General features: G+C 63.0%; 20 protein-coding genes. 8 read left to right on the top strand and 12 right to left on the bottom strand.

Features of this window, described 5'->3' with window-relative positions:
* Positions 1 to 353: 353 nt before the first annotated feature.
* A complete protein-coding gene (locus AC07OJ_RS24715; RefSeq protein ID WP_495095365.1) occupies positions 354 to 5,513 on the bottom strand; it encodes an NEL-type E3 ubiquitin ligase domain-containing protein in 5,160 nt (1,719 codons plus the stop codon).
* A gap of 81 nt (positions 5,514 to 5,594) precedes the next feature.
* Positions 5,595 to 7,229, bottom strand: a complete 1,635-nt coding sequence (locus AC07OJ_RS24710; RefSeq protein WP_495095364.1) for an AMP-binding protein — start codon at positions 7,227 to 7,229, stop codon at positions 5,595 to 5,597.
* A gap of 150 nt (positions 7,230 to 7,379) precedes the next feature.
* Here AC07OJ_RS24710 and AC07OJ_RS24705 point away from each other — a divergent pair, with 150 nt between their 5' ends.
* The 4 genes from AC07OJ_RS24705 to AC07OJ_RS24690 are packed head-to-tail and all read left to right on the top strand — an operon-like array spanning position 7,380 to position 12,907.
* Positions 7,380 to 8,543 (top strand): isovaleryl-CoA dehydrogenase, encoded by a 1,164-nt coding sequence (locus tag AC07OJ_RS24705; RefSeq protein WP_065901070.1) that lies wholly within the window; start codon positions 7,380 to 7,382, stop codon positions 8,541 to 8,543.
* Between the two features lie 12 nt (positions 8,544 to 8,555).
* Entirely contained in the window at positions 8,556 to 10,163 is a 1,608-nt protein-coding gene (locus AC07OJ_RS24700) for a carboxyl transferase domain-containing protein (protein ID WP_065901073.1), read from the top strand.
* Between the two features lie 15 nt (positions 10,164 to 10,178).
* Positions 10,179 to 10,985 (top strand): gamma-carboxygeranoyl-CoA hydratase, encoded by an 807-nt coding sequence (locus AC07OJ_RS24695; RefSeq protein ID WP_065901076.1) that lies wholly within the window; start codon positions 10,179 to 10,181, stop codon positions 10,983 to 10,985.
* Positions 10,982 to 12,907 carry an acetyl/propionyl/methylcrotonyl-CoA carboxylase subunit alpha gene (locus AC07OJ_RS24690; protein WP_495095363.1) on the top strand — a complete coding sequence of 642 codons (1,926 nt, stop codon included), beginning with the start codon at positions 10,982 to 10,984 and terminating at the stop codon, positions 12,905 to 12,907. The genes AC07OJ_RS24695 and AC07OJ_RS24690 overlap by 4 nt, the downstream gene beginning before the upstream one ends.
* Here the strand turns inward: AC07OJ_RS24690 and AC07OJ_RS24685 are convergent.
* Positions 12,904 to 13,539 (bottom strand): LexA family protein, encoded by a 636-nt coding sequence (locus AC07OJ_RS24685; protein ID WP_262134686.1) that lies wholly within the window; start codon positions 13,537 to 13,539, stop codon positions 12,904 to 12,906. The genes AC07OJ_RS24690 and AC07OJ_RS24685 overlap by 4 nt on opposite strands.
* Before the next feature lie 131 nt (positions 13,540 to 13,670).
* Here AC07OJ_RS24685 and AC07OJ_RS24680 point away from each other — a divergent pair, with 131 nt between their 5' ends.
* Together AC07OJ_RS24680 and AC07OJ_RS24675 are read left to right on the top strand one after the other, a co-directional pair.
* Positions 13,671 to 14,021: a DUF6124 family protein gene (locus AC07OJ_RS24680; RefSeq protein ID WP_065901086.1), complete on the top strand. Its 351-nt coding sequence runs from the start codon at positions 13,671 to 13,673 to the stop codon at positions 14,019 to 14,021.
* Between the two features lie 465 nt (positions 14,022 to 14,486).
* Positions 14,487 to 15,638, top strand: coding sequence for a M14 family metallopeptidase (locus tag AC07OJ_RS24675; RefSeq protein ID WP_213551201.1), 1,152 nt, complete (start codon positions 14,487 to 14,489; stop codon positions 15,636 to 15,638).
* A gap of 66 nt (positions 15,639 to 15,704) precedes the next feature.
* On the opposite strand, the gene AC07OJ_RS24670 is transcribed toward AC07OJ_RS24675, so the two are convergent.
* The 4 genes from AC07OJ_RS24670 to AC07OJ_RS24655 form a co-directional block, all read right to left on the bottom strand.
* Positions 15,705 to 16,244 carry a cytochrome b gene (locus AC07OJ_RS24670; protein WP_495095362.1) on the bottom strand — a complete coding sequence of 180 codons (540 nt, stop codon included), beginning with the start codon at positions 16,242 to 16,244 and terminating at the stop codon, positions 15,705 to 15,707.
* Positions 16,241 to 17,323 carry a catalase family peroxidase gene (locus AC07OJ_RS24665; RefSeq protein WP_495095361.1) on the bottom strand — a complete coding sequence of 361 codons (1,083 nt, stop codon included), beginning with the start codon at positions 17,321 to 17,323 and terminating at the stop codon, positions 16,241 to 16,243. The genes AC07OJ_RS24670 and AC07OJ_RS24665 overlap by 4 nt, the downstream gene beginning before the upstream one ends.
* A 124-nt stretch (positions 17,324 to 17,447) precedes the next feature.
* Positions 17,448 to 18,734, bottom strand: coding sequence for a ferredoxin reductase domain-containing protein (locus AC07OJ_RS24660; protein WP_495095360.1), 1,287 nt, complete (start codon positions 18,732 to 18,734; stop codon positions 17,448 to 17,450).
* A complete protein-coding gene (locus tag AC07OJ_RS24655) occupies positions 18,727 to 20,316 on the bottom strand; it encodes an amino acid adenylation domain-containing protein (protein ID WP_495095359.1) in 1,590 nt (529 codons plus the stop codon). The genes AC07OJ_RS24660 and AC07OJ_RS24655 overlap by 8 nt, the downstream gene beginning before the upstream one ends.
* Positions 20,317 to 20,514: 198 nt before the next feature.
* Here AC07OJ_RS24655 and AC07OJ_RS24650 point away from each other — a divergent pair, with 198 nt between their 5' ends.
* Together AC07OJ_RS24650 and AC07OJ_RS24645 are read left to right on the top strand one after the other, a co-directional pair.
* Complete coding sequence (locus tag AC07OJ_RS24650) at positions 20,515 to 21,021, top strand: RNA polymerase sigma factor (RefSeq protein ID WP_065901106.1); 507 nt, start codon at positions 20,515 to 20,517, stop codon at positions 21,019 to 21,021.
* Positions 21,018 to 21,755, top strand: a complete 738-nt coding sequence (locus AC07OJ_RS24645) for an anti-sigma factor family protein (RefSeq protein ID WP_065901107.1) — start codon at positions 21,018 to 21,020, stop codon at positions 21,753 to 21,755. The genes AC07OJ_RS24650 and AC07OJ_RS24645 overlap by 4 nt, the downstream gene beginning before the upstream one ends.
* Here AC07OJ_RS24645 and AC07OJ_RS24640 read toward each other — a convergent pair.
* The 5 genes from AC07OJ_RS24640 to AC07OJ_RS24620 are packed head-to-tail and all read right to left on the bottom strand — an operon-like array spanning position 21,752 to position 26,978.
* Positions 21,752 to 22,726, bottom strand: a complete 975-nt coding sequence (locus tag AC07OJ_RS24640; protein ID WP_495095358.1) for a Csu type fimbrial protein — start codon at positions 22,724 to 22,726, stop codon at positions 21,752 to 21,754. The two genes, AC07OJ_RS24645 and AC07OJ_RS24640, sit on opposite strands and share 4 nt — an antisense overlap.
* 16 nt (positions 22,727 to 22,742) lie before the next feature.
* Complete coding sequence (locus AC07OJ_RS24635; RefSeq protein WP_495095357.1) at positions 22,743 to 25,052, bottom strand: fimbria/pilus outer membrane usher protein; 2,310 nt, start codon at positions 25,050 to 25,052, stop codon at positions 22,743 to 22,745.
* Between the two features lie 58 nt (positions 25,053 to 25,110).
* Entirely contained in the window at positions 25,111 to 25,887 is a 777-nt protein-coding gene (locus tag AC07OJ_RS24630) for a fimbrial biogenesis chaperone (protein WP_065901113.1), read from the bottom strand.
* A gap of 48 nt (positions 25,888 to 25,935) precedes the next feature.
* Positions 25,936 to 26,436, bottom strand: a complete 501-nt coding sequence (locus AC07OJ_RS24625; RefSeq protein ID WP_065901116.1) for a Csu type fimbrial protein — start codon at positions 26,434 to 26,436, stop codon at positions 25,936 to 25,938.
* Between the two features lie 5 nt (positions 26,437 to 26,441).
* Positions 26,442 to 26,978 carry a spore coat protein U domain-containing protein gene (locus AC07OJ_RS24620; RefSeq protein ID WP_065901120.1) on the bottom strand — a complete coding sequence of 179 codons (537 nt, stop codon included), beginning with the start codon at positions 26,976 to 26,978 and terminating at the stop codon, positions 26,442 to 26,444.
* Positions 26,979 to 26,982 lie beyond the last annotated feature (4 nt).

Below are 26,982 nucleotides of genomic sequence, written 5' to 3'. Positions count from 1 at the left end.
GACGAAACGACTCTGACATAACAAAAACAACACGGCAGAGACGCAGCTAACAGATTTTTTTGGAGAAGATGTGCTTCGCAGGGTACGGCGTGCCGCAACCCGCAACCGGTTAGAGAAAAATAAAACTACCTCAGGTAGCTACCCACTGGTTGGATCGATAACGAAGAAGCAGATCAGCGCTCAAAAAAATACGTTTGCTCTTGACCCCGGATGGGGGTCGCCAAAAACAGCGGTAAAGGGTAACGGTTGCCAAAAACAACAATAGACCGCCCCTCAATAATAAAAAAAGAGCACGCAACGACAAATTAAAGGGGACCCTCGGGTCCCCTTTGTGCTTTCTGCACGACCACTACTCAGGGCAATGTCCCCTCCTCGTCTGCGGCGTTATCAAGCACCTTGCGTGTCAAGATTTGCCGGGCACGTTGTTCCAGCGCCTGACGTGCGGCACTCACCTGCTCGTGTTCTCTCAAGTAAAAAGCACTTTGCATCGAGCCCGATACCAGAATTTCATCCCGGCGCTTGCCCAACAGACCCGCCAGCCGGTCGGCCGCCGCGTCATAGCTTGCCTGCCACACGTCTTGCGTCGCCTGATCTGCTGCACTGTCTTGCTCGCGTTGCAGATCCGACAGTTCATCCAACGCAGTGCTTTTCTTCTCGAGCAGCTCCAGTTCTGGCGCTATCAATGCGTTGAACGCTTGCGAGTAATGGGTTTGAAGGTGCCTTTCCCAAAACGGGCAACCCACAAAAAACACCTCCTGCTTAGTGGCATCCCGCTCCTCCCTGAGCACGGTTGCATAAGCTTCATCAATCGCCGCGGCGCTGACATTGGCCTGGTGGGGGAACAACATCTCACGGGACTTGACCGGTAACCCCAGCCTGTCTGCAAGACCGATGCGATAAGCCAGGATCACTTCGACCTGCTCAGTGAACCCCGGCCCCCTGGCCACGACATCCCGTTGCGCAATGGCGTCCACCAGGTGTAGACGGAACAGTTTGCGGGCAGTGGATATCAGCGCGCCCTCCGCATTCTGCGTTTGCACCAACTCCAGCGCCCTGGCCGCCATCAGCTCGCTTTCCAGGTTCATGAATTCAACCGAACTGCCGTCGCCACAGGTGATGCGACCGTCGGCGATCGAGAATAACGACTGCCGGATACTCTCGGTTTCACTCGCAGCCTCAAGCATGTCCCAGACCCTCTGGGTAATTTCGGGTCGGGCAGCTTGACTGGCGTACTCGGCACTGCGGGTGGTGTCCGCCAAGACGGTAAAAAAATCTGTCGAACCAGTGCAGCCCGACAGCTCATCCCAGATCGCGCCGTACCGCGCCAACTCGGCGGGCGGGACTTCCTCCAACCAACGGTCGCGCGCTTCCTGCGAGGTGATGTGATCGCCCCATTCTTCGCCCATTTCAAGGCGCGCAAGGGTGGCCGCCGACAAGGGGTTTTCGTGCACATTGATGCGCTCGCGGTGCTCATAAGCGTATTCAGGCAACGTGGTGATCTGGTTTGAATGCAGATCGATCAAGGTCAGGGCGGGCAAACGCTCGGCGCCGACGGGGAACCGGGTGGTGCCGGTATACGGCAGACGCAGCTCGTTCAACTGGCGCAGGCGGCTCAGATTGGCAGACCAACCCAAATGTCGATTGTATCCAAGGTTCAAACTCTTCAACTGCTGCAGGCTCTCCAGGCGCAATCGGCTCGGCCCGTTCAGCCGGATATCATTGCTGCGCAAGTTGAGTGCGGTAAGCCCTGCCCCGCCGTCTCGAAACACCGGCAGTTGGGTTAAATTATTTTCGCTCATGTCCAGCCAGCGCAAGCCACCAAACGCCTGCAAAAAAGGCAACGATTCGTCTGAAAGCCCCATTCCACATAACTTCAAATTGCCCACATGATCCATATTGGCGGTAATCGCAGGCAGTTCACCCACCGCTTCAGTGGACAGATCGAGGCCGGGGCCGATGAGTACTCCATCTACCAGCCATTGCTGGAACGCAATCCGCTGCCAGGCATATTTGATCGTCGTCGACACTCTGCGCCTGGCACTCGCATAGCCGGAGTCCTCCTCCTGCCAGTTGACCAGCGCTTTATTCAGGTCGGAAAACTCGGTTTCCAGGTGCACCAGCCTCGCCAACAGCACGGCATCCGAGGCACCTTGAAGCCCGAGCAGGCTCTCGACCTCCTCCAGGGACTTGGAGTACAGCAGCATGGCTTTCATCGTGCAATCAAACGGACGCTGTGCAACGCCGCCCACCGGACTCAACGGATAACCGATGCGCCCATCCGCCAGACGCATCGGGGATTTGAAGCCGGGCCTGATCGGTTGCAGGCCCAGCGCACGCCGGCTTGCCTGCTCGTCCAGCGGCAAGTGCGCCAGTTGCGCTTTCAAGGCCTTGGTGGACGATTGCAACGCTGGCCAGCGGGTGAACCGACCGCCGCTGGCAAGCCACAGCGCGCTGAAAAAGGCGTCCTTGTCATAGCGCCAATAAAGTCTTTGTTGCGGCACGCTGTATAGCATCCACTCCTTCATGTCGCTGCGGATCAGACGAAGCTGCCTGGGGGCGGTCGTATCGCCGACCCGGTCCAGCACAGCCCCTTCATACGTATCGGCACGCAGCTCAATACACACCCCATCCAACTGCCCCGGGATGGCGGCCAGCTTGTGCAGCGCCAGGTGTACGCCGTCCATTGTGAGCGCGTTGTCGAACAGAAGATCAGCCTGTGCGCGCATGACGCGCGCCTTCTGTGCGTAGCGGCGTGCCTCTTCGGCCAACCGCAACGGCAAGCGTGATGTGGGTTCGATGCAGCGTGCCAACTCATCGGGCCTGGCATGGGCGACTATCTCTTCGGCAGCCAATTTAGGCAGGCTGGGAAAGCTGCGCTGCAGCCACTGGACATGGACATCACTGGAGATATCACCGGCTGACATCTCCAGATTGAACAGCTCAGCCCGGGTGTTTTTAGCCGCTGTCAGCAACCGATCCCGGTACCGTGCCGCCCTGACCGCAGGTGCGCGTTCTGCGCGCATCAGTTGCGCCATGCGTTCTTCGGTGAATGTCGGTTTACCGTCAACCGAACGCTCACCGGGCGTAATGATGCCCAGCATCACCTGCTCCGCGAGTATCTCGCGCTCGACCTCGTCCTCGTCCAACAACTCGCGTATTTCAGTTTCAGTCATTTGTTCGAGCATGGCGGGAAACAAGGCCCCACTGTCGAGATGTTTAGGCTGCAACTTGACCACCTCCCGTGGGTTTCTCACTTTGGCTGAAAGCCACGTCAGATCTCCCTCGGAATCAAAGGCCAGCAGCACCCGCGATTTAGGCCACATGCCATTATCGATCAACAACTTCACTTGCATGTACCAGTTGACGCGGCTGAACACGTTGGGGTCGGAGCTGCTCAACCGGTCGATAAACGCCTGATGCCTGGCGTCGCACTCAAATCGCCGCAGCATGTCCCTGAAGAGCGGCGGCGGCGCCCGGCGCTCGACGAACACCTGGCGCAACTCGTCATCCGACACCCCGCTGAATAGCCGCGCCTGCTCGAGCTGGCTATCGCTCAGGTGATCGACCGTATGGCCAATGCGCCGCAGCAAGGTCTTGCGGCCCCACGTCAGGGGTTGTTCGAACTCATGGACCCAGGCGCCCGTGCCGTTATGGTGGATGCGCGGTGCATAACGTGAATCGCCATCGGGATGCAGAAGCCTGGATTGCCCCTCCGAGCCGGTAACGACCTGGTAGTGGCCACCGTCAGTTGCCGGCAGATAGAGGCTTCCCTCATGGGCATATAGCCCCTGCGCGTTTGGCCGCAGCCCTTTGGGCAAGGCGATCCGGTGCAGGTATTGGCTCGGATTGACACTGTGCAAACGCGTGCGCCCGCCGAGTTCCACCCGTACCAGGCGCTTGATAAATGCCGTGTCTTTGGCAGCCATCAGCACATGGGGCACCGCCAGCCCGGCCAGATCCAGACCCACCGCCGAAAAGTGCGCCCAGGCCGTGCGGGTGTCGCCGTCGGACCACGCTTCAACGCCTTCGCCTATCTCATAGACCATCTGCACGGCCGCGACGACCAGCATGGCCTCCCCCAGGAAGGGCACCACGAAGGACGCCAGATTGAGAATATCCAGCGCCGTGCTGCCCCACGACCAGAGCCAGGCGTTATACGCTCGATCGGTCACCGATTGGGTGGAGGCCACGGCGGCACTGGCGTTGTTCATGATCAGCCGGATACGCTGCATCGCGCAGTCCATCCAGACATCCCGCCATGAGGCGGCATACGTCCCCTGGTCGGTGATGCGACTTTTATTGGCGGCGGCAAAATCTTCATCCACGGCATGCGCCGCGCCGGGGTCGAGCAAGGCCTTGAGCCGGGTAAAAAAACCGTCCTGATGGGCGAGCGGCACAAACTGGCTGAAGAATTTGCGGTATTCAGCCCGGCACAGACGTGTCGTCAAATGGTCGGTAAAGGCTGCTATGTGGTCATAGCGCTTGAGTGGATGAAGCGGATCGCCAGGGATATACACCATGCAGGGCAGCGGCAGGAGTTGGGCATTCCTTGTGTTTTCCCGCCACTCAACCGGCCCGATGACCAGGATGTTCTCGATATAAAGATTGCACAGCCGCAACGGCGAAAACCTGACCGTCTTTTCTGACCATTTACCGGTGGACTGATTAAGCAGCAGGCTGCAGATCAACTGGTGTTGCGCAGGCTGGATATCGCCCTTCATCACCGCGATTTCTGCCGCCAGTTCCAATTGGTTTCGATGGCTGATGATCAGGCTGCTGTATAACTTGCCCGCCGGCTGGTGCTGGGTTGCCGGCGCACTATGGCGGTTGATGGCGGCTCGCAGGTATTCGTAGTAGGAACGCCCCAGATCCAAGTCCCTGCACAGTTGGGCGAACGCGTGGGCCTTGATGTCGAGCTTGAGCGACTTGACATTGGCTGAGGTGTGCACCAGCGCGCTTGAATACCGGTGAAAATCGTACCCGGTGATCAAGTGACAGTCCGCGCACACCGGCTCATTCGCCTGGTCCGGAGCAAAGTTGTTCAGCGCCGCTTCCAACAGGCTGACACCTTTATAAGAATAAAACTGCGGGCCCAATTCGCTGACGCGTGTGGTCGAGACCTCAGTGAGCTGTGCGTCGCAGCTGGTTTGTTCCAGTTTGCGCGCATAGAACACCTTCCTGGGGTCCAGCCGTTTCCCGAACTTTTGTTCGATCGCGGCCGCCAAAAGGGGCTCGGCATACTCTGCCGGTGGCTTCAGCTCACCGAGCAGCTGATCCAGTTGGTTCAACGACGCCCGGCTGCGCTTGTGCACCTTGCCCAGGCGGTCCCTGTCAGCCTGCGGGGCCTTTTTGTACCAGTCGGGAATGCGCAGGTCCAATGACGCCAGTTCAGCTTTGCGGCTGCCCTGCGCCTCGGTGTACCAGTCGGGAGTATTGTCCTTGATGACACTCAGGTGCGGACTTTGCAGGTCCGACACCCTGTCGGCGGGTGGGTCAGTGATGCTGTCTGTCATGCGTGTAGCCTTCGAGTGGCGAAATATTGCGCCACTCTAGGCAACACCCGCGCGCGGGACGCGGTAGGCATGCACCCCGCATCAGCGGCGGATGTTCAGCTCCTCGATGCTGATCTCGCGCATGCGAAATTTCTGGATCTTGCCGGTCACCGTCATCGGAAACTCATCCACGAACTTGAAGTGCCGGGGCGTCTTGAAGTGTGCGATGCGCCCCTTGCACCAGGTCTGCAGTTCCAGCGCATTGGCCACATGCCCCGGATGGAACTTGACCCAGGCGACGATCTCCTCGCCGTAACGCGCATCCGGAATACCGATGATCTGCACATCGGCCACCGCCGGATGGGTGAAGAAGAACTCCTCCAGCTCGCGCGGATAGACGTTTTCCCCACCGCGAATGATCATGTCCTTGTTGCGTCCGGCAATGCTCACATAGCCGTGTTCCTCCATGCTCGCCAGGTCGCCGGTGTGCATCCAGCCGGCGTCGTCGATTGCCTCGCGGGTGGCGTCGGGGTTGTTCCAATAACCGAGCATCACGCTGTAGCCACGGGTGCACAACTCGCCGATTTCACCGCGTGCAACCGTATTGCCATCGGTATCGATGATCTTGCTTTCCAGCTGCGGCTGGGTTCGGCCGACGGTGGTCACGCGGCGCTCCAGGTCATCCTCCGCGCCGGTTTGCAGCGACACCGGGCTGGTTTCGGTCATGCCGTAGGCAATCTGCACCTCGCCCATGTGCAGCTCGCTGATGACCCGGCGCATCACCTCGATGGGGCACGTGGCGCCGGCCATGATGCCGGTGCGCAAGGTCGCCAGGTCGAACTCGCCGCGGCGTGGGTCATCGAGCATCGCGATGAACATCGTCGGTACGCCATACAGACCGGTGGCGCGCTCTTCAGCGACGGCGCTCAAGGTCAGCAATGGGTCGAAGCCGTCATTGGGGTAGATCATGGTGGTGCCGTGGGTGATGCAACCGAGGTTGCCCATGACCATGCCGAAGCAGTGATACAGCGGCACCGGGATGACCAGGCGATCTTGCGCGGTCAGGCCCAGGCTTTCGCCGACCATGTAGCCGTTATTGAGAATATTGTGGTGACTGAGGGTGGCCCCCTTGGGGAAGCCCGTGGTGCCGGAGGTGTACTGGATGTTGACGGCTTGATCGAAGTGCAGGCTGGCCTGGCGAGTACGCAAGTGTTCGGGCGGGATGCCGGCGCCGAGTGCCGCCAACTGCGCCCAGGGCAGGAATCCCGGCGGCGGGCTGGGGTCGAGGCTGATAAGCCCGCGCAGGTCGGGCTTCAATTCCTGCAACATGGCATGGTAATCGGAAGTCTTGAACGACCCGGCACACACCAGCCACTGGCAGCCGGACTGCTTGAGCACGTACTCCAACTCACTGCTGCGATAGGCCGGGTTGATATTCACCAGGATCACCCCGAGCTTGGCGCTGGCGATCTGGCTGATGCACCACTCGGCGCAGTTGGGGGCCCAGATGCCCAGGCGATCACCGGTCTGCATGCCCAGGGCGAGGAACGCACGCGCATGCAGATCCACCGCCTCGGCCAGTTGCCGCCAGGTGTAGCGGCGCTGCTGGTGGCGGACAATCAACGCTTCGCCATCGGGGTATCGCGCGACGGTGTGATCGAAGGCCTGGCCAATGGTCATGGCCAGCAAGGCCTTGTCCTGCGTGCCACGGCTGTAGCTCTGGTTCGGTTGATCCATAACGACCCCTGTTGTCTTTTTTGTAGGTTGACGTAAACGTAAACTACGATTGACAGCGCCTTAACGCAAGCTTACGTTAACGTAAAGGTGAGCGCCCTTCCCTGGTGCGCCATCCACACAACAACAAAGCTCACATTAAGGTGCCTGTCCATGAGTTACCCGTCCCTGAACTTCGCCCTCGGTGAAACCATCGACATGCTGCGCGACCAGGTGCAGTCCTTCGTGGCCAAGGAAATCGCCCCGCGCGCGGCACAGATCGACATCGACAACCTATTCCCCGCCGACCTGTGGCGCAAGTTCGGTGACATGGGCCTGCTCGGCATTACCGTGCCGGAAGAATACGGCGGCGCCGGCCTGGGTTACCTGGCCCACGTGGTCGCCATGGAAGAGATCAGCCGCGGCTCGGCGTCGGTGGCGTTGTCCTACGGCGCTCACTCCAACCTGTGTGTGAACCAGATCAACCGCAACGGCAACCACGCGCAGAAGCTCAAGTACCTGCCAAAGCTGATCAGTGGCGAACACGTCGGTGCGCTGGCCATGAGCGAACCGAACGCCGGCTCCGACGTGGTCTCGATGAAACTGCGCGCCGACAAACGCGGCGACCGCTACGTGCTCAACGGCAGCAAGACCTGGATCACCAACGGCCCCGATGCCAGCACGTATGTGATCTACGCCAAGACCGACCTGGAAAAAGGCCCCCACGGCATCACCGCATTTATCGTCGAGCGCGACTGGAAAGGTTTCAGCCGCAGCACCAAGTTCGACAAGCTGGGCATGCGCGGCTCCAACACCTGCGAGCTGTTTTTCGATGACGTGGAAGTGCCCGAGGAGAACATTCTCGGCGTGCTCAATGGCGGCGTGAAAGTGCTGATGAGCGGCCTCGACTACGAACGCGTGGTGCTTTCCGGCGGCCCCACCGGGATCATGCAGGCGTGCATGGACCTGATCGTGCCGTACATCCACGACCGCAAGCAGTTCGGCCAGAGCATCGGCGAATTCCAGCTGATCCAGGGCAAGGTCGCCGACATGTACACCCAACTCAACGCCAGCCGCGCCTACCTCTACGCGGTGGCCCAGGCTTGCGAGCGCGGCGAAACCACGCGCAAGGACGCCGCCGGGGTGATCCTCTACAGCGCCGAACGCGCCACGCAAATGGCCCTCGATGCGATCCAGATCCTGGGCGGCAACGGCTATATCAACGAATTCCCCGCCGGGCGCCTGCTGCGTGACGCCAAGCTGTATGAAATCGGCGCCGGCACCAGCGAGATTCGGCGGATGCTGATCGGTCGCGAACTCTTCAACGAAACCCGCTGAAGGAGCGCACTCATGGCCACCCTGCACACCCAGCTCAACCCACGCTCGGCGGAATTCGTCGCCAACAGCGCGGCAATGCGCCAACAGGTCGACGCCCTGCACACCCTGCTCGCCCATGTGCAGCAAGGTGGCGGCGCCAAGGCCCAGGAACGCCACACCTCGCGCGGCAAGCTGCTGCCGCGCGAGCGTATCAATCGCCTGCTCGACCCGGGCTCGCCGTTCCTTGAGCTCAGCCAACTGGCCGCCCATCAGGTGTACGGCGAGGACGTACCCGCCGCCGGGGTGATCGCCGGGATCGGCCGCGTTGAAGGTGTCGAGTGCATGATCGTCGCCAACGACGCGACGGTGAAAGGGGGTTCCTACTACCCGCTCACGGTGAAAAAACACCTGCGCGCCCAGACCATCGCCGAGCAGAACCGCCTGCCGTGCATTTACCTGGTCGACTCCGGCGGCGCCAACCTGCCGCGCCAGGACGAGGTATTCCCGGACCGCGAGCACTTCGGACGGATCTTCTTCAACCAGGCCAACATGAGCGCCCAGGGCATCCCGCAGATCGCCGTGGTAATGGGCTCGTGCACCGCCGGCGGCGCCTATGTGCCGGCGATGGCCGACGAAGCGATCATGGTGCGCAACCAGGCGACCATCTTCCTCGCCGGGCCGCCACTGGTGAAGGCCGCAACCGGTGAAGTGGTCAGCGCCGAAGACCTCGGCGGTGCCGACGTGCATTGCAAGGTTTCCGGCGTGGCCGACCACTATGCCGACAACGACGAACACGCGCTGGCCCTGGCCCGGCGCAGCGTGGCCAACCTCAACTGGCGCAAGCAGGGTCAGGTAAGCCAACGCCCGCCCGTGGCACCGCTGTACAGCAGCGAAGAGCTCTACGGGGTGATCCCGGCCGATGCCAAGCAGCCGTTCGATGTGCGCGAAGTGATTGCGCGGCTGGTCGACGGTTCGGTGTTCGATGAATTCAAGGCGCTGTTTGGCACCACGCTGGTATGCGGCTTCGCGCACTTGCACGGCTACCCGATTGCGATCCTCGCCAACAACGGGATTCTCTTCGCCGAAGCCGCACAAAAAGGCGCGCACTTCATCGAACTGGCCTGCCAGCGCGGGATTCCGTTGCTGTTCCTGCAGAACATCACCGGCTTCATGGTCGGGCAAAAATACGAGGCCGGCGGCATCGCCAAGCATGGCGCCAAGCTGGTCACCGCGGTGGCCTGCGCCAAGGTGCCGAAGTTCACCGTGATCATCGGCGGCAGTTTCGGTGCCGGCAACTACGGCATGTGCGGCCGCGCCTATGACCCGCGTTTCCTGTGGATGTGGCCCAACGCGCGCATCGGTGTGATGGGCGCCGAACAGGCGGCAGGCGTGCTGGTGCAGGTCAAGCGCGAGCAGGCCGAGCGGGCCGGCCATGGGTTCAGCGCCGAAGAAGAGGCCGCGATCAAGCAGCCGATCCTCGATCAGTATGAAACCCAGGGCCATCCCTACTATTCCAGTGCGCGCCTGTGGGACGACGGGGTCATCGACCCGCTGCAGACCCGCGACGTGCTGGCCCTGGCCCTGTCCGCCGCACTGAACGCCCCGATCGAGCCGAGCCGCTTCGGCGTGTTCCGCATGTAAATGGAGCTATACCCCATGAGCGACTTCAACACCCTCGAACTGATCACCGACAGCCGTGGATTTGCCACGCTGTGGCTCAGTCGTGAAGCCAAGAACAACGCGTTCAATGCCGAGATGATCCGCGAGCTGATCATCGCCCTCGACCAGGTCCAGGCAGATGCGTCCCTGCGTTTCCTGGTCCTGCGCGGGCGCGGCAAGCACTTCAGCGCCGGCGCCGACCTGGCCTGGATGCAGCAGTCGGCCGAGCTGGATTACCACACCAACCTGGACGACGCCCGCGAGCTGGCGGAATTGATGTACAACCTGGCCAAGCTGAAAATCCCCACCCTGGCAGTCGTGCAAGGCGCGGCCTATGGCGGCGCGCTGGGCTTGATCAGTTGCTGCGACATGGCCATCGGCGCCGACGACGCGCAGTTCTGCCTGTCCGAAGTGCGCATCGGCCTGGCACCGGCAGTGATCAGTCCGTTTGTGGTCCAGGCCATTGGCGAGCGTGCTGCGCGCCGCTATGCCCTGACTGCCGAACGTTTTGGCGGCCAGCGCGCGCGGGAAATCGGCCTGTTGGCGGAAAGCTATCCCCTCGGCGAACTCGACGGGCAAGTGGAACAGTGGATCGCCAACCTGCTGCAGAACAGCCCGGCGGCGATGCGCGCCAGCAAGGACCTGCTGCGCGAAGTCGGCAACGGTGCACTGACCCCGGCCCTGCGCCGCTATTGCGAAAATGCCATTGCGCGAATCCGTGTCAGCGCCGAAGGCCAGGAAGGCTTACGCGCCTTCCTGCAAAAACGTCAGCCAGGCTGGCAGGCACAGGAGCCGCGTTCATGAGCACATTGACCACCGTGCTGGTGGCCAACCGTGGCGAAATTGCCTGCCGGGTGATGCGCACCGCCAAGGCCATGGGCCTGACCACAGTCGCCGTGCACAGCGCCATCGACCGCGATGCGCGGCACAGCCGCGAAGCCGACATACGTGTCGACCTGGGTGGCAGCAAGGCCACCGAGAGCTACCTGCAGATCGACAAACTGATCGCCGCCGCCCAGGCCAGCGGCGCCCAGGCGATCCATCCGGGCTACGGCTTCCTGTCGGAAAATGCCGGCTTTGCCCGTGCGATCGAAGCCGCTGGCTTGATCTTCCTCGGCCCGCCCGCCTCGGCCATCGACGCCATGGGCAGCAAGTCGGCGGCCAAGGCCCTGATGGAAACAGCCGGCGTGCCGTTGGTGCCCGGTTATCACGGCGAAGCCCAGGACCTCGACACCTTTCGCGCCGCCTGCGAACGCATTGGCTATCCCGTACTGCTCAAGGCCACCGCCGGCGGTGGCGGCAAGGGCATGAAGGTGGTCGAGGACGTCAGCCAATTGGCCGAAGCCCTGGCGTCTGCCCAGCGTGAGGCGCTGTCGTCGTTCGGCAACGCGCAGATGCTGGTAGAGAAATACCTGCTTAAGCCGCGCCATGTGGAAATCCAGGTGTTTGCCGACCAGCATGGGCATTGCCTGTACCTCAATGAACGCGATTGCTCGATCCAGCGGCGCCACCAGAAAGTCGTCGAAGAAGCGCCGGCACCCGGCCTGAGCGTTGAACAACGCCGGGCGATGGGTGAGGCGGCGGTGCGCGCGGCCCAGGCCATCGGCTACGTCGGCGCGGGCACCGTGGAGTTCTTGCTGGATGCGCGTGGCGACTTCTTCTTCATGGAGATGAACACGCGACTGCAGGTGGAGCATCCGGTCACGGAAGCGATTACCGGCCTGGACCTGGTGGCCTGGCAGATTCGTGTCGCCCAGGGCGAGGCGCTGCCGATCACGCAGGAACAGGTGCCGCTGATCGGCCATGCGATTGAAGTGCGCCTGTATGCCGAGGACCCGGTGAATGATTTCCTGCCCGCCACCGGGCACCTGGCGCTGTACCGCGAATCGGCCCCTGGCCCGGGCCGCCGGGTGGACAGTGGCGTCGAACAGGGCGACAACGTCTCGCCGTTCTATGACCCGATGCTCGGCAAGTTGATTGCCTGGGGCGAGAACCGTGAACAGGCGCGGCTGCGCCTGTCGAGCATGCTCGATGAGTTTGCCGTCGGCGGGCTGAAGACCAACCTGAGTTTCCTGCGGCGCATTATCGGCCATCCGGCATTTGCCGCCGCCGAGCTGGATACCGGGTTCATTGCGCGCTATCAGGAGGAGTTGCTGCCGGTGCCCGGCGCCTTGAGCGACGCGTTCTGGCAGGCAGCGGGTGCGGCCTTCATGCAGAGTTTGCCGGCGGCTGACGGGCCTTGGGCGGACAACCGTGGCCTGCGCCTCGGCTTGCCGGCCGAGGTGTCGCTGCACTTGAGCTGCAATGGGCAGGATCGGCTGGTCACGCTGGCGGCAGATGCCGCGCAGTTGCACGGCGAGCAGTTGCTGACCGAGCACCAGGGCGTGCGTCGCGCGCACCTCGCAGTTCGCAGCGGAGACACTGTGTTCCTGCGCTGGGACGGTGAGGTGCACGGCGTGAGCCTGTTCGATCCGATCGCTGCGGTCGACGCCAACCAGTCGCATCAGGGCGGCCTGACGGCGCCGATGAATGGCAGCATCGTGCGGGTGCTGGTGGATGTTGGCCAAACGGTGGAGGCCGGCACGCAGTTGGTGGTGCTGGAAGCCATGAAGATGGAGCACAGCATCCGTGCGCCCCAGGCCGGGGTGGTCAAGGCACTGTTCTGCCAGGAAGGCGAAATGGTTGCCGAGGGCGCGGCGTTGGTGGAACTCGACGCGGCGGGCTAGAACTTCGCCGTGGCCTGCACGACGACGCCCAGGATGCGACACGCGTCTGTGAGCAACTGTTTCGGGTAGGTGGGGTTGAGCGGCACCAGGTACCGCTGGCCGCTCTCCTCGAGCAGTTGGCGGAAGGTCGCCTGGGGATGGCCGGCCCATTGGGCAACCACCAGTTTGCCCGGTTCGGCCGCCAACGCCGGGTCGACCAGGATCATCGACCCGGCGCCGATGCTGAGACCGCTGGGCGCGGTCATTGCGTCGCCGCTGACCGGCAGCCAGAAGGCCTCGCCACGGGCGTGGTAATCGGTCAGCTCGAAGCGGGCGGCGCCATAGGCCGGGCGCTCTTCGCGCAGTTCGCACAGGCCTTTCCAGTCGCTGACCGGGTAGCGGAAATACGGGTTGTAGCGGGTCGGCGCAGCCCGGTCCCCGGCGGTCTTCTCGCGGATCTGCAGCACCACTTCCAGGTATCCCAGCCCCAGCTCTTCGAGCACCCGGTTCATGTCCGCCAGGCTCGGTACCCGACGCTTGTTGAGCCAATGCCCGATCCCGCCCTGGGACATGCCCAAGCGCTCGGCGAGTTCGACCTGCGTGACCTTGCGGTCTTCCATGTTGGCCTTGACCAACGCTATCCAGTTATCCATGGCGCCAGACGATACGTCACGGATTTTCCAGGGCAATAAACAGTTTGTAGTAATCCATAAAACGACATGAATACGATACGTACTATCATCGAACTCAAGGTTTTAGACACTCACCCCAGAGCACCGCCCTTATGACGACGAGCCCGTATCTCCTGCCTGACCCTTGCGAAAATGCCGACTTGCACGACCTGCGCAGCAGCGGCGCAGCACAGCGCGCGTTGGACTTTTACTTGAAAGAAAATATGTCGACGCCAACCCCGGACGGGACGTTCTTCGCCATCAAGCCGGGCATCAGCCAGGAGGAGGCCCTGGTGCACGCCTCGGACCTGTTGCGCAGTGCCGCGGCCACCGCCTACGAATCAGCGAGCAGCCATCAGGGCAACCAACGCGACCTGGCCTTTTCAGTGGTGTATTTGATTGATATGGCGAAGGCGATGGTGGAGCGATCACTGCAAGCGCCTGACGCTCAGGCGAGCGCCTAAGCGGCGCGAAGGAAAAATATTTCTATCACACGGATAAAAACATTTGACTTGCAAATGATAATGATTATTATTGGACCCAGCTGATCGCGAGATCAGTCGATAGACCAAGGGACCTTAGGTCGGACTCTTGGAATATCTCCTCATCAGGCTAATCACGGTTTTTGACCCGGCTCTTTGGCCGGGTCTTTTTTTTGCCAGTTTTCCTGGCATGGCTTCAGGCTAATGAAGACTGTGTGTTGCTCGATGGCGCGCATGGTAGCAAAAGACCATCGTCAAAAGAAAGCCGTGCGAGCGCTCTAGCCCAGTTCTCTGCGAAATAGCGCTTGAGAATCAATCTCATAGATTCTAAGCTGCGGCGGCGTCAGGGACGACGCCCCCCCTCCTCCGCAACAACTTTGCGTCCAGTCTTTACCAGACTCGTGTGTAAGATAGCCGCCACAACACTCATAATCAGGCAACCAGACTATGACCGTGGCCTTGACCTCCATCAAGATCAGCACCGACTTCGACAGTGGCAATATCCAGGTGCTCGACGCCAGCGATGCCTACCAGTTGCTGTTGGCGATCAACCCGGATACGCGCAGCCAACATTTCCAGTGGTTCCACTTCAAGGCCGAAGGTATGCACGTGGGCCACACCCACACGTTCCGCCTGAGCAACGCCGGCAAGTCGTCCTACCGCCATGCGTGGAGCGGCTACAACGCGGTGGCCTCCTACGACCATATCAACTGGTTCCGTGTGCCCACGCGCTTTGACGGCGAGATCCTGCACATCAGCCTCGAGACGCGCGAGAAGCACGCCTGGATTGCCTACTTCGAGCCCTACAGCCGTGAACGCCATGACGGGCTGATCGCCCAGGCCCTGAGCCGTGCGGGCACCCAATTGCTGGCCACCGGCAAAAGTGTCGAAGGCCGTGATATCCCCTTGCTGCGTCGCGGCAAGGGCGGCGAAGGCCGACGCAAGGTCTGGATCATTGCCCAGCAGCACCCTGGTGAGCACATGGCCGAATGGTTTATGGAAGGCATCATCGAACGCCTGCAGCAGGACGGTGACGCCGAGCTGAAAAAACTGCTGGCGGTGGCCGACCTGTACCTGGTGCCCAACATGAACCCGGACGGCGCCTTCCACGGCCACCTGCGCACCAACGCCATGGGCCAGGACCTCAACCGGGCCTGGCAGAGCGCCAGCCAGGAACTCAGCCCGGAAGTGCTGTTCGTGCAGCAGCAGATGGAAAAATACGGCGTCGACCTGTTCCTGGATATCCACGGCGACGAAGAAATCCCCTATGTGTTTACCGCCGGTTGCGAAGGCAACCCCGGCTACACCCCGCGCATCGAAGCCCTGGAAAAACACTTCCGCAGCCACTTGAGCGCCCTGACCCGCGACTTCCAGACCGTTCACGGCTACACCCGCGACCTGCCGGGCGAGGCCAACATGACCCTGGCCTGCAACGCGGTCGGCGAGAAATACGACTGCCTGTCACTGACCCTGGAAATGCCTTTCAAGGACAACGACGACGCCCCCAACCCGCACACCGGCTGGTCGGGCAAACGTTCGATACAGTTGGGCAAGGATGTGTTGAGCACCGTGGCCGATATCGTCGGCACCCTGCGCTAACCCGCGCAGGAGCCAGGCTTGCCGGCGGTCGCGTGGTTCAGCACGCATCGCCGGCAAGCCACGGCATCAGTCCCGGGTGCCGGTCATGCTTTGCAGCACACCGTCACGCCGAATCAGCCCATGGAACAACGCTGCCGCCAGGTGCAACAGCACCGTCAGGAACAGCAGATAAGCCAGAAACCCGTGGGCCTTGCGCAACAGCGCAAACAGCGGCGCGTTCGCGCCGACCAGTGCCGGCAATTGCACCGCGCTGCCGAGCATCACCGGATCGCCCGCCGCCGAAATCATCGCCCAGCCCAGCAGCGGCAACACCAGCATCAACGCATACAACACCACGTGAGAGGCTTTGGCCGCCAGCACCTGCCACAGCGGCAAGTCGGCGGGCAATGGCGGTTGACGCGTGGAAAAGCGCACCACCAGCCGCACGATCACCAATGCCAGGATCGCGATACCCAGCGGCTTGTGCAGGTGAATCAGCCACTCATGCCGCTCTGAAACCGAGGCCACCATACCCGCGCCGATAAACAGCATGGCGATCACCATCAGCGCCATCAGCCAGTGCAGCAGGCGCGCCAGGGGCGCGAAAAACCGTGGTTGGGTATTCATGGCTTCGACTCCTGGGGGGCACTGTGCAGCGGGCTGACTTCACCGGCGCGGCGCAGGTACGAGCTGGCGTACGCCGCCGACCGGGCGGCCAGTAATGGGTCGTTGGAGGCTTCGATACCGCTGGGCAATACCAACGGATCAAAGTTGATGTCACGGCAATCGCCGTCCGCCTGCGGCTGGCTGCTCTGCAACACCAGGATGCCGGCATTCAGCACGGTATGTTCGCCGGTCCAGGTTTTGCTGGCATCGTCCAGCGGGTCGCCGGGGTTGGCCAGCGTCATGTTCAACTGCCAGCGCAACGGCCCGGCAGCCAGGCGTTGCACCAGGTCTTTCTCGAGGAAATCGTTACCTGCCGGCGCGCTATCCCCCGGCGCATCCTGGCTCTGCGGCACCACGCCCCAACGCACCGCCTGGCGCTTGCCCTGCGCGCTTACCAGGTAAAACGCATTGATGCCGTTGTAGGTTTCGGTGGCATAGCTGGCCGAAGGCTTGGCCGTCTTGACCCACGCCAGGAACGCCGCCGTCTCCGGATGCGCGGCGAAAAACGCCGGCATGCTCGCCGGGTTCGGCTTGCCGGTGGCCGGGTCGGGCGCGCCCGCCTTGAGCATCTGGTAGAACGCCTCGGGCGTGCCTACCGGGAACACCGGCATGCTGTTCATCCCGGTGCGCCATTGCTGGCCGTTGGCCTGGCTGAACTGCACGGCGAAACTGCGGATCGGCACGCTGCTGTCCGGCGCATACGGGTTGCCGCTGGGCAAGGCGAAGCGGCCGACCACCGGGGTCTTGTCCGCGTTGAACACCTGGGCGCTGGAATAGGCACGGGCCTCGGCGCTGCTTTCGAAGTAGCCCGCCACGCAGATGCCCTTGGCGTGGTTACGCCGGAATCCGGGGTGCACGCCGTTGTTGGTTTCGAGAGCATTGACCAGGGTTTTCGGCCGCAGGCGTTGTGGGTCGAGGGTGCCATTGACGTAGGCAAATGCCCCGGCCATAACCGCCACCACGCCACCAATACACGCCAGCCTGAGAACCAGGCTGGCGCGGCTGAGTGGCGGTTTCGGCGGTGATGAGTGATCTACCATGAAAAGCTCCAGGGCACATGGCCGCAGGGGAAAAGTGCTATGAGACGAATCCCATGTAGGTTTATTCCCTGTTCACTGTAGTTTTTTTCAAAGCAGATGCACTGCCGGGGTATCGCGCGGGGGTTCAGGAATCCCAGATCGCGCCATAGGCTGGGATGCCCCGGGCTTCCAGCGCCTGCACCACACGACGGGTCAGGTGCTGGTTGGCGATGCAAATCACCGCCTCCACGTCATAGGTGTGCACGGCGGCGCAGGCCAGTTGCACAAGGTCTGGTTGACCGCGCGCATCGGTGTCCCAGATCAACGCGTCGGGCTCGGCCCGCAGGATTTCGTCGACCAGTGCATCGCCGTAGGTCTGTCGCGGGCTGCGTGCCGACCAGAGCAACCGCACAAGCACGTTGCCCGCCAGCAAATGCGGGAGCACCGGGCCGATGCCGCTGCCGGTGGCGACGTACAGCACCGATTTGAACAACGTCTCGACATTCGCCACGCCGGCCGTGGTGATTCCCTTGACCCACACATGCGACGGCAAGTGCTCGATGAACCGGCCCGTCCAATCCCCCGCCCGCGAAATGATCAGCCGAAACCCGAGCTCGCCCGGCGCAGGAATATTGGCGAACGAATGCCATTCCAACAGCGGATTCAGGCTGATGCTGGTGGAGGAGCCGGTAAACGGCGTGGTGTGGGTGAAGCGCACGATGGCCACATGCCGGGATGGCCGCAAACTGTCGACCGGTACTCTGCGCAGGCGCAGCCATGGCAGGGCAATGCTCAGGCTCAGTAGCGCCAGCATCCAGAACGTGCCACTGGCCTGCTGTTCGGTGGAGGCCTGCCACGCCAGTCCCCAGAACAGCAGCAATACACTCCAGCCGGCAAAGCGGTGCACACGTTCGAAGCCATTGTGGAAGCGCCCTCGCACCCACGGCAGCGCCATGGCGATTATCACTAGCAGCAAGGTCATCAGCACAGCGCTCAGCCACAACCAGACGGCCGATACGCTGCCCGGCTCGCGCAACTGCTGCAAGACCTGCACCCCGAACAAGGCAGCGAACCAGCCCGTCGCCGCCACCGCGGCGCCACTGTGCAGCCCACCCACGTGGTAAACCTTCGCCACACGCCGACGCAGCCACAGCGGCCAGCGGGTCGGCACCCGCGTCACGCACCAGAACAGCGCATTGATCACGTACTGCTGACGGATCAGCGTGGCCAGCGAGAGGTTGATCAGGACCATGCTCGACAGCGTGTCCACGCCCATGGCCTGCACGCCAGGCCCTAGCCAGACAACAAGGGCATTGGCGAGCATCACCAGGGCAAACAGGCGGTGGTAATAGGAAAACAATGGCTGCGCGGCGAGCCTTCGCCATAACCCCGCCCTGGGCGTCACAACGACCTGGGTCAGGGCATCAAGCATCGCCGGTCTCCTTCACGGCCTGGCGTTGACGCGCCCATTGCAGCAGCAGCGCCTTATCCACCTTGCCGCGGCTCGTCAGCGGCAACTGATCCAGCGCGTAGATCCGCGACGGCACGCAGTAATAGGCCAGGCGCTGCTCGCAGTGCCGGCGGCAGGCATCGATATCGACGCCGGCCGGTGACACGAACGCCACCAGGTGGCGGTCATCGAGTTTCAGCGTGACCGCCCGCGCGCAACCTGCGCTGGCTTCCAGCGTGGCGGACACCGCGTCCAGTTCCACGCGAAACCCACGCACCTTGACCTGGTCATCCACCCGCCCAAGGTGTTCGAGCTGCCCGTCGCGGGTCCAGCGGCCAAGGTCGCGGGTGCGGAACATCAGCGCACCAGCACCGATAAAAGGGTCCGGCCGATAGCGCTGCGCGGTCAGCTCGGGATTGCCCAGGTAGCCTGCTGTCACACCGGCACCGCCGGCCCACATTTCACCGATCTCGCCCAGTGCACAGGCCTGCCCCTGAGCGTCAAGGACATACACCGTGTTATTGGGCGTGGGCTGGCCAATGGTCAGCAACGTGCCGGGCACATGCCGGTGCAGCGTATTGACGATGGTGGTTTCGGTGGGTCCACAGCCGTTGTAGAAGTCGCAGTGGCCCGCCCAGTGGTCGGCCAGGCCTTGCGGGCAAGGCTCGCCCGCCACCGCAACCACCTTCAGGAGAGGGCACTGCCGAGGCTCGAGGGTGGCCAATATCGACGGCGTTGCGATCAGCACGTCACACTGCGCCGCCGTTGGCGCGATGTGCTTGCCGCGAATCATCAGCGTCGCGCCATGGGCCAGGCAGCCGAGGATTTCCCAGGCAGCCATGTCAAAGCCGATATTGAGGATCTGCCCCACCGTGCGCCCCGGCGCCATGCCCATCCGCCCGGGCTCGGTGAGCAAAATGTTGCACAGATTGCGATGGCTGACACGGACGCCGTTGGGACGCCCGGTGGTGCCCGAGGTAAACAGCACAAAACACAGGTCGTCAGGGTCGACGGCAGCGCACACCGGCTGATTGTCCTGGGCGATCCAGGGGACTTCGGCCAGGAACTCATCGAGGCACAGGCACTGCGACGCGTGCGTCTCGGGCAGGCGCTCCAGCAGTGGCGACAGGGTCAGGATCAGCCGGCTGGACAACGCCTCAAGGACCATCGCCAATTGCATCGGCGGCACGATCCTGGCGTCTTGCGGCACATACGCCGCGCCGACCTTCATCACCGCCAGCAACCCTACCAGCATCGGGATCGAGCGCTCGACGAACAGCGCCACCGTGTCACCGCGTTTCACCCCCTGCTCGATCAAACGCATGGCCAACCGATTGGCCTGCCGGTCAAGTTGCGCGTAGCTGATGCGCTGCCCCTGGCACACGGCGGCCGTGGCGTCGGGCGCCAGCGCCGCCTGCCTTTCGATAGCGTGGTGCACACAGCCATGTCCCGGTTGGGCCGACGGGCCGCGCGCCCAGCGTTCAAACAGGTCCTGCTGTGCGACGGGCCAGTGCGCAAGCGCCTGTCGGCAAAATTGCGATTTATCTTGTGGTGAAAACGTCATGGACACACCCTCTGCGGTTAACTGCCGACTGAGTGCCGACAGATACAAGGGTGGAGAGAGGGCAGTGCCCGCGATTACAGGCCTACGAACAATACCGAAACGTATAAACCACATAGCGCAAGATTCTTTCGCACGCGGATGGAATAACCTACAGCGGCCGGCGTCTACCTCAGCACAACCGGCTAGACTCCCATTCCCATGCATGCACTCGACGAACAGTTACGTGAACTCATCCCCAGGTTGCGGCGTTTTGCCGTGTCCCTGACCCGTAACGCCAGCAGCGCCGACGACCTGGTGCAGTCGACCCTGGAACGGGCGATCACCCGCTGGGCCGACAAGCGCCTCGAAGGCGACGTGCGCGCGTGGCTGTTTTCGATCCTCTATCGGCAGTTTCTCGATGCGCATCGGCGCACCCGGCGTTACGCCCGCATGCTGGAGTTCTTTACCGGTCGGGATGATGCGCAGCCGTCGGTGGAGCGCACGGTCATTGCCCAGTCGACCCTGCAAGCCTTCGATCAACTCAACACCGAACAGCGCGCCCTGCTGTTGTGGGTGTCGGTGGAGGGCTTGAGCTACAAGGAGGTCGCCGAGATTCTCGAGGTGCCAGTCGGCACGGTGATGTCGCGCCTGTCCCGCGCGCGCCAGGCCCTGCGCCAACTCAGTGATGGTGAAATAGCCAGCCCTTCCCTGCGGAGACTCAAATGATCAGCCTGCCCCCCAGCGAACGCGATTTGCACGCCTACGTCGATCACCAGCTCCTGGAGAGCGATCGCCGTGTCCTTGAAACCTGGCTGGCGGCCCACCCCGACGTCGCGGCCCAGGTCCACGCCTGGCAACAGGATGCGCAATTGCTGCGCGCGTCCCTCGGCGGGGCCCTGCAACAGCCGGCCAACCCTGACCTGGACCCCGCGCTGATCCGCCAGCGCATCCAGCAGCGCTCGCGCCGTCATTGGGCCACGGCGGCGGTGCTGCTGGTGGCCGTCAGCCTCGGCGGGGTCGGCGGCTGGCAGGCGCGCGAAGCCACCCAGCCGCCGTTGCTGCCGATGGCCGATGCGATGCAGGCGTTCCGTCTGTTTGCCCAGGACGGCATCATGCCCGCCGACTATAACGTCCAGGACGGCGGCAACATGCAGGCCTGGCTCGACCGCTACTTCAACCAGGCCCACCGCCTGCCCGACTTGAGCGCCGCAGGCTTCACCCCCGTCAGCGGGCGCCTGCTTACTACCGAGCAAGGGGCGGCGGCCATGGTGCTGTACCAGGACGCGCAAGGCCGGCGTATCAGTTTTTATATTCGCCCACCGGGTCCGGAAAACGGTTTCTTGCCGCGTGGCAGCCGCAGCGCGGATGGGCTGCAGGCGCAGTACTGGTCCGGCGCCGGCTACAACTACGCAGTGGTCAGCCCGGCGGACCAGCCCGCGCCGCCGCTGCTGAAGTTCTAGAAGCCGACGTCGAGGATCACGTTATCCGTATAGGTGCCGGCCGGGGGTGTGGTCTGGTCGGTGTAGATCCTGGCGTTGTAGTTGAACACCTGGGCACCGTTGCTGCCCATGCCATTGCCGGGGTTGACCTCGGCGCTGGTACTCGCGCGGCGCGCGGCGCCGACACTGCCCCACACGGTGGTGCCGACACTCTGGAAGATGTCGTAGGACAGGTAATTGGCCCCCGAAACCATCCGTCGCCGTCCGGCATTGGCGTTCTGGCCCGGGTCGAGCCCCACCGTGTAGGCGCTGCCCTTGGTGCAGGAAATGTTGATGGTCTGGTTGACCGTGCCGAAGGCACTCACCACCGGCGCGCCGCCGAAGCTGATATTCGGCGCGGTGATCGTGCAGTCGTTGGTGACGGTCATGTTCACCGTCAAGGTGGTCGTCCCCGAATTGGTATCGCGCCCGAGGCAGATGCCCAGCGCGCCAATGCCAGAGCAGTAGCTCCAATCCCAGAAGATGCTCAGGGTTTCGGTATAGATCCCCGCCGCAACGTTACTGCCGGTAATCGTCCCCAGGTACAGCGGCACCGTCTTGGGCGTAGAGCCCCCCAACAGGCCGAGCAGGTCAATGATGCCGTTGCGCGCGAAATCATACTGGGCACCGCGTGTGATCAGATACGCAGCACCGGTGTTGTTGGTCGCGTACAGGTTGTAGCCGATCACATCACCGGTGGGGCCGACCATGCCGGCCGTTGAGGACGTGATGGTGGCGTAGAAGTGGTCATTGGTGGTGAGCAGCGACAACAGCGAACCGGTACAGCGCAACCCGCCGTTGGTGGTCGAAGTGGATTGCGTGGTGGTGCGCACCAGGATCGAACTCACCGGGCCGAACCCGGCCGCATTGGTCGCCACCACCGAACACAACGCCTGAACCTGGGACGCCAACCCGCTCAACACCAACCCCGCTACCACACCCCGCACTTTCACCCGACACCTCCTGTGTCTATCGACAAACCAATGGCCCGATCATCGGCACCTGCTCGCTGGATTCCGGCAGGGCAAACTGCACCTGGCAACTGGCGCCGCCGCCCAGGGTCACGCGCAAGGTGTTCTGCGCCGCCAACCGGTCGAGGTACACCAGGCCATCCCAGCCCACCACCGCCGCCACGCCGCTCTGCTCATGCAGCACAGTCGCGCCCAGCGGCAACGGCGTATTGTGTTCATCCACCAGTTCAATGCTGGCGGCGTTGATCCGGGTCAGCGGAAACTCCAGCAGATAGCCGCTGCCGCGACGCACCGCCACCCGCTGCTCCACCGATGGGCTCAACACGTTGGCCGGCAAGTTCAGCGGATCGATTTCATATTTGCCGCGGTAATAACCGCTGCTCCACGGCACCAGCAGGCGGCCACTCTGGTCGGTTTCGCCGACCAGTTGGTTTTCATAGCGCACCGGGACCTTGGCGTAGCCGTCGGTACTCACCACCACAAAGGCATCGTTGATCCGGTTGGCCGCAAACACATGCTTGTCCATCCACACCAGCGAGCCGCTGGCGTCGGCCCAGCGGGTTTCGGCGTCGCTGCTGCCGTAGACGCCGGCCTGCAATTGCACCGACTGCAGGCGCCAAGTCAGGTCGGCCTGGCGGTAATCCGGGCCCTGGCCATGTGCGTAGCCGAGGTTGTAGCCCACGCCGCCGGGGCCCGGCACCGCACGACTGAAATTGACCCGCTGGCGATTCTCGCCGGAGGTGCTGCGCTCCATGCTCATGCTCAGGCTGCCATCGAGGTCGAACGGGATCACGACTTGGGCCTGCACCGCCCAGTTGCTGTCGCCGATCTCGCGGTTGGCCGACAGGTAAAAGCTGCTGTTGCCCCACAGCGGGCGGTTCCAGGTCAGGTTGAGCAAGCGCGTGCGCGAATCATCGGCGGCGCGGATATCAAAATAACCGGCGCCCAGGCTGCCCCAGCTGTCGAGGTTGAGGCTGGCAGTGACCTGCTCGCTGCGCTTGCTCAAACTGATGTAGGGCGAGTCGATCACGGTGAGGTCGGCATACTGCGCATGCCGTTCCAGCCGTTGGTACGAGAGGCTGTAGCGCTGGCTGCTGTATTGATAGCCGAGGCTGACTTGCTGGCCCTCGCGCCCGTCGAAACGGCTCTGGCTGACCGCACTGTTGAGCACGCCAAACGAGCCGAGCCGCACGTTGCCGCCAACGCCGCCCAGGGTCAGGTCATTGGAAGCTTCGGCGTGGCTTTCCAGGGTGAACACATCGCTGACGCCATACCGCAGGCTGCCGGAGGTGACACCCTGGCCATAGCGAAAATCCTGCTGCGCGTAGTCGCGGCGCAGGGTACCGGCAGCCACCGAGAAATCCGACAGGCCCTTTTGCAGCAGGCTGCTGGTGACATAGAACGGTACCGTGGTGGACACCTGCCGGCCAAGGGCATCGGTGGTCACCACCACCGCCTCGCCCGCACCGTTGATGAACGGGATATTGGTCAGGGTGTAGGGCCCCGGCTGCACATTGTCGCTGGACGACTTGAAGCCATTGATAAACAGGTCCACCGAAGACGGCACCGCCGCCTCGCCGGCGAACTGCGGCAAGGGGTAGGTCACCAGGTCCGGGCGCACGCCGAAATCGCGCGACAGCTGCACGCCGCCCAGGCGCACCGAATTGCTCCACGGCAAGGCGCCGCTGACCAGGTCGCCGGCCTCGTAGGTCAACAGGGTTTCATCGTCCGAATAGCGCCAGGTGGTGTCATAGCGCAGGTAGCCGTTGTCCAGCCCATTGCCGGTGTTCGCGCCGAAACTGCGGCGGTATTGCCCGGTGTTGGACACGGTGCCCCAGGTGTCGAACACCCGCACTTCGTTCCAGGCGGCGAGGTAGGTGCCGGCCTCATCGGTGTCGTTCAGGTACAGGTCATAGTTGAGCATCGCGCCGAAGCTGGTCATCGCCTCGGTGCGCGGGTACGCCTTGCGGTTGCCGAGGAACTGCGCCGGCAGCCAGTCCGGCGGCACGCTCAAGAGCAGGCGCTGGCCCTGGCTGTCGTATTCGCTGTGCAGCCCCGGCAACTGGTCCAGGGCCACTTCGGCGGACACCGAGGCGGGCAGTTTCATGCCGATCGCCTGCAGGTCAGCGGCGGGCATGTACAGCTGCCCCGCCCGCTGTTCGACCACGATGACCTTGCCGGTGTCCATCTGGTTGACCAGCAATTGCAGGTACAGCTGGGCATCGGGCATGGCCTCCAGGCTGGTGGGCGGTGGCGGCAGCTCACCGGCATCGACCCGCGGGATAAACACCAGACAGCAACACCCCATGGCGATCCATCGCACTGTTTGGATACAACGAGCCGACACTCAGCTCACTCCCTGTCTTTTACGGGCCGGGCTTGACGCTCTGTACCGTCGGCGCACCGTTGACTTTAAGCAGTAACTCCTGGCCACTGGCCAAGGGTTCCGGCACTGGCCAGCGCATGGTTGCGCCCGGCAACACGTAGCCCATCAGGCCCTCGGTCACCGGTCGGTTCTGGCCACCTTGCTTCACGGCCACATCCGTCAGCCGTGCATGCACCGCGCCCTGGTTGCGAATCTCGATATAGGAGCGTCCGCCCTCGGCCACTTTGCGCCAGGTCAGGTCCGGCACGCCGGCGCCCTTGGGGTCGCGCTGGCGCGTCAGGTCTTCCTTGCTCCACAGCCCCGCGCCGTAGGCGAACAGCGGCACCGAGTAACGCATCTGGAACTGGATCGACGCGGCCGTCTTGCCATCCTCGGCGCCCGGCTGCCGGGGCGCGGGGATCTCATCGATGATGATGCGATACGCCAACTCCTGGCCCGGTGGCACGTCCTTGGTACGGGTCAGGCGCACCAGTTGTTTCTGTCCCGGTTCGATACGGGCCACCGGCGGGCTGCCGATCACATCACGCTGGTTCTGGTACTGATCATCGAAACCGTTCTGGCGCCAGGCAAACACGCGGACCTGCAGGTTGGCGGTTTCAGTACCACGGTTTTCCAACCACAGTGCACTGGCCTGTTGATCAGCCTCCAGCACCGGGTCGATCGGCCAGATCAGCACCGAGCTGGCGGCCTGCACCTGGCTTGCGCCCAGCAGGGCCATGGCCAGCAGCCCTTGACGCAGGGACGGGGGTAAACACATAGGCAAGCTCTGCTCCTTAGATTGAAAACCACTTCAATTCACATGTCCCTAGAAGGTCAGCTGGACCTGCACCACATCGCTGTAGGTCCCCGCCGGCTGATTCCCCGGCAGCACCACCCGGCCGTAGATCGGCAGCGTGATGTTGTTCGCATTGCTGTAGGCCACATTCACGCTCTGGCTGATCCCCAGCGCCTGGCTGAACCCCGCATCGCGGTAGAGCTGATAGGCCACCTGCGCCGTGCCGCTGTTGAGCTTGAGGTGCCGGCCGCTGCTGTTGTTCTGCCCACCGTCCACGCTCATGGCCAGGGTCACGCCGGGCGTGCATTGCAACTGCACACTGCTGGCCAGCGCAGTCGACACCGTGCTGGTGGACAACGCCGAATAGCTGCCGTACGTGAGGTTGCCGTAATTGCTGCCACCGCCGACCACCAGGCAGCCGGCAATGATGCTGGCGCTGACCTGGAAACTCGTACCGGTGACCGCCGCCAGTGGCAGCGGCACGCTGCACGCACAGGCCAGCAGCACAGCGACGCATCCATGCCCGGCCATCGCACTCAGAAGCTCAATTGCACGGCAATGGTGTCGGTGTAGGTGCCCGCCGGCAGCCCGGCTTTACCCACCGCCTTGCCCCACAGGTTGATGGTCTGCGCTGCGCCCGTGCTGGCCGCCAGGTTGATCACGCCATTGGCCGCCAGGAGATTGTTGAAGCCCGAGTCGGTGTAGAGATCGTAGGGCACGAAGTTGGCCACGCCGTCATACAGCGCGCGCGTGCCGCCGGTGGACTGGCCGTCGTGCAGGCCACCCTGGATGGTCACCGTGGGCGTGGTGCCGGACGAACATTGGATCGACACCGCGCCGCCGCCGGCTGCCACCAGTTGTGTGCCGGTCTGCGTGAACAGGCTGGTGGTGGTGCCGAAGTTCAGGCTACCGAAGTTCAGGTTGGTGGTACCCGCACCGCCGTTGACCAGGCAACTGCTGGTCAGGATCAGGCTGGAGCTGATCTGCCCGGTCACGGTGGTGGCGGCCTGCGCACCGGCGGCCAGGGCCAGGCCCAGAACAGGTACAGCGAGACGCAAAGCGAGTGATTGCATGGTG

The sequence above is a fragment of the Pseudomonas sp. GW821-FHT09C08 genome, from assembly GCF_059418125.1.
Note: the sequence above shows the minus strand (reverse complement) of the source record. Positions and strands in the feature narration are given on the sequence as shown.

Coding starts and splice junctions, on each gene's coding strand:
- AC07OJ_RS24715 (WP_495095365.1), bottom strand. CDS start 5,513: ATGACAGACAGCATCACTGACCCACCCGCCGACAGGGTGTCGGACCTG.
- AC07OJ_RS24710 (WP_495095364.1), bottom strand. CDS start 7,229: ATGGATCAACCGAACCAGAGCTACAGCCGTGGCACGCAGGACAAGGCC.
- AC07OJ_RS24705 (WP_065901070.1), top strand. CDS start 7,380: ATGAGTTACCCGTCCCTGAACTTCGCCCTCGGTGAAACCATCGACATG.
- AC07OJ_RS24700 (WP_065901073.1), top strand. CDS start 8,556: ATGGCCACCCTGCACACCCAGCTCAACCCACGCTCGGCGGAATTCGTC.
- AC07OJ_RS24695 (WP_065901076.1), top strand. CDS start 10,179: ATGAGCGACTTCAACACCCTCGAACTGATCACCGACAGCCGTGGATTT.
- AC07OJ_RS24690 (WP_495095363.1), top strand. CDS start 10,982: ATGAGCACATTGACCACCGTGCTGGTGGCCAACCGTGGCGAAATTGCC.
- AC07OJ_RS24685 (WP_262134686.1), bottom strand. CDS start 13,539: ATGGATAACTGGATAGCGTTGGTCAAGGCCAACATGGAAGACCGCAAG.
- AC07OJ_RS24680 (WP_065901086.1), top strand. CDS start 13,671: ATGACGACGAGCCCGTATCTCCTGCCTGACCCTTGCGAAAATGCCGAC.
- AC07OJ_RS24675 (WP_213551201.1), top strand. CDS start 14,487: ATGACCGTGGCCTTGACCTCCATCAAGATCAGCACCGACTTCGACAGT.
- AC07OJ_RS24670 (WP_495095362.1), bottom strand. CDS start 16,244: ATGAATACCCAACCACGGTTTTTCGCGCCCCTGGCGCGCCTGCTGCAC.
- AC07OJ_RS24665 (WP_495095361.1), bottom strand. CDS start 17,323: ATGGTAGATCACTCATCACCGCCGAAACCGCCACTCAGCCGCGCCAGC.
- AC07OJ_RS24660 (WP_495095360.1), bottom strand. CDS start 18,734: ATGCTTGATGCCCTGACCCAGGTCGTTGTGACGCCCAGGGCGGGGTTA.
- AC07OJ_RS24655 (WP_495095359.1), bottom strand. CDS start 20,316: ATGACGTTTTCACCACAAGATAAATCGCAATTTTGCCGACAGGCGCTT.
- AC07OJ_RS24650 (WP_065901106.1), top strand. CDS start 20,515: ATGCATGCACTCGACGAACAGTTACGTGAACTCATCCCCAGGTTGCGG.
- AC07OJ_RS24645 (WP_065901107.1), top strand. CDS start 21,018: ATGATCAGCCTGCCCCCCAGCGAACGCGATTTGCACGCCTACGTCGAT.
- AC07OJ_RS24635 (WP_495095357.1), bottom strand. CDS start 25,052: ATGGGGTGTTGCTGTCTGGTGTTTATCCCGCGGGTCGATGCCGGTGAG.
- AC07OJ_RS24630 (WP_065901113.1), bottom strand. CDS start 25,887: ATGTGTTTACCCCCGTCCCTGCGTCAAGGGCTGCTGGCCATGGCCCTG.
- AC07OJ_RS24625 (WP_065901116.1), bottom strand. CDS start 26,436: ATGGCCGGGCATGGATGCGTCGCTGTGCTGCTGGCCTGTGCGTGCAGC.
- AC07OJ_RS24620 (WP_065901120.1), bottom strand. CDS start 26,978: ATGCAATCACTCGCTTTGCGTCTCGCTGTACCTGTTCTGGGCCTGGCC.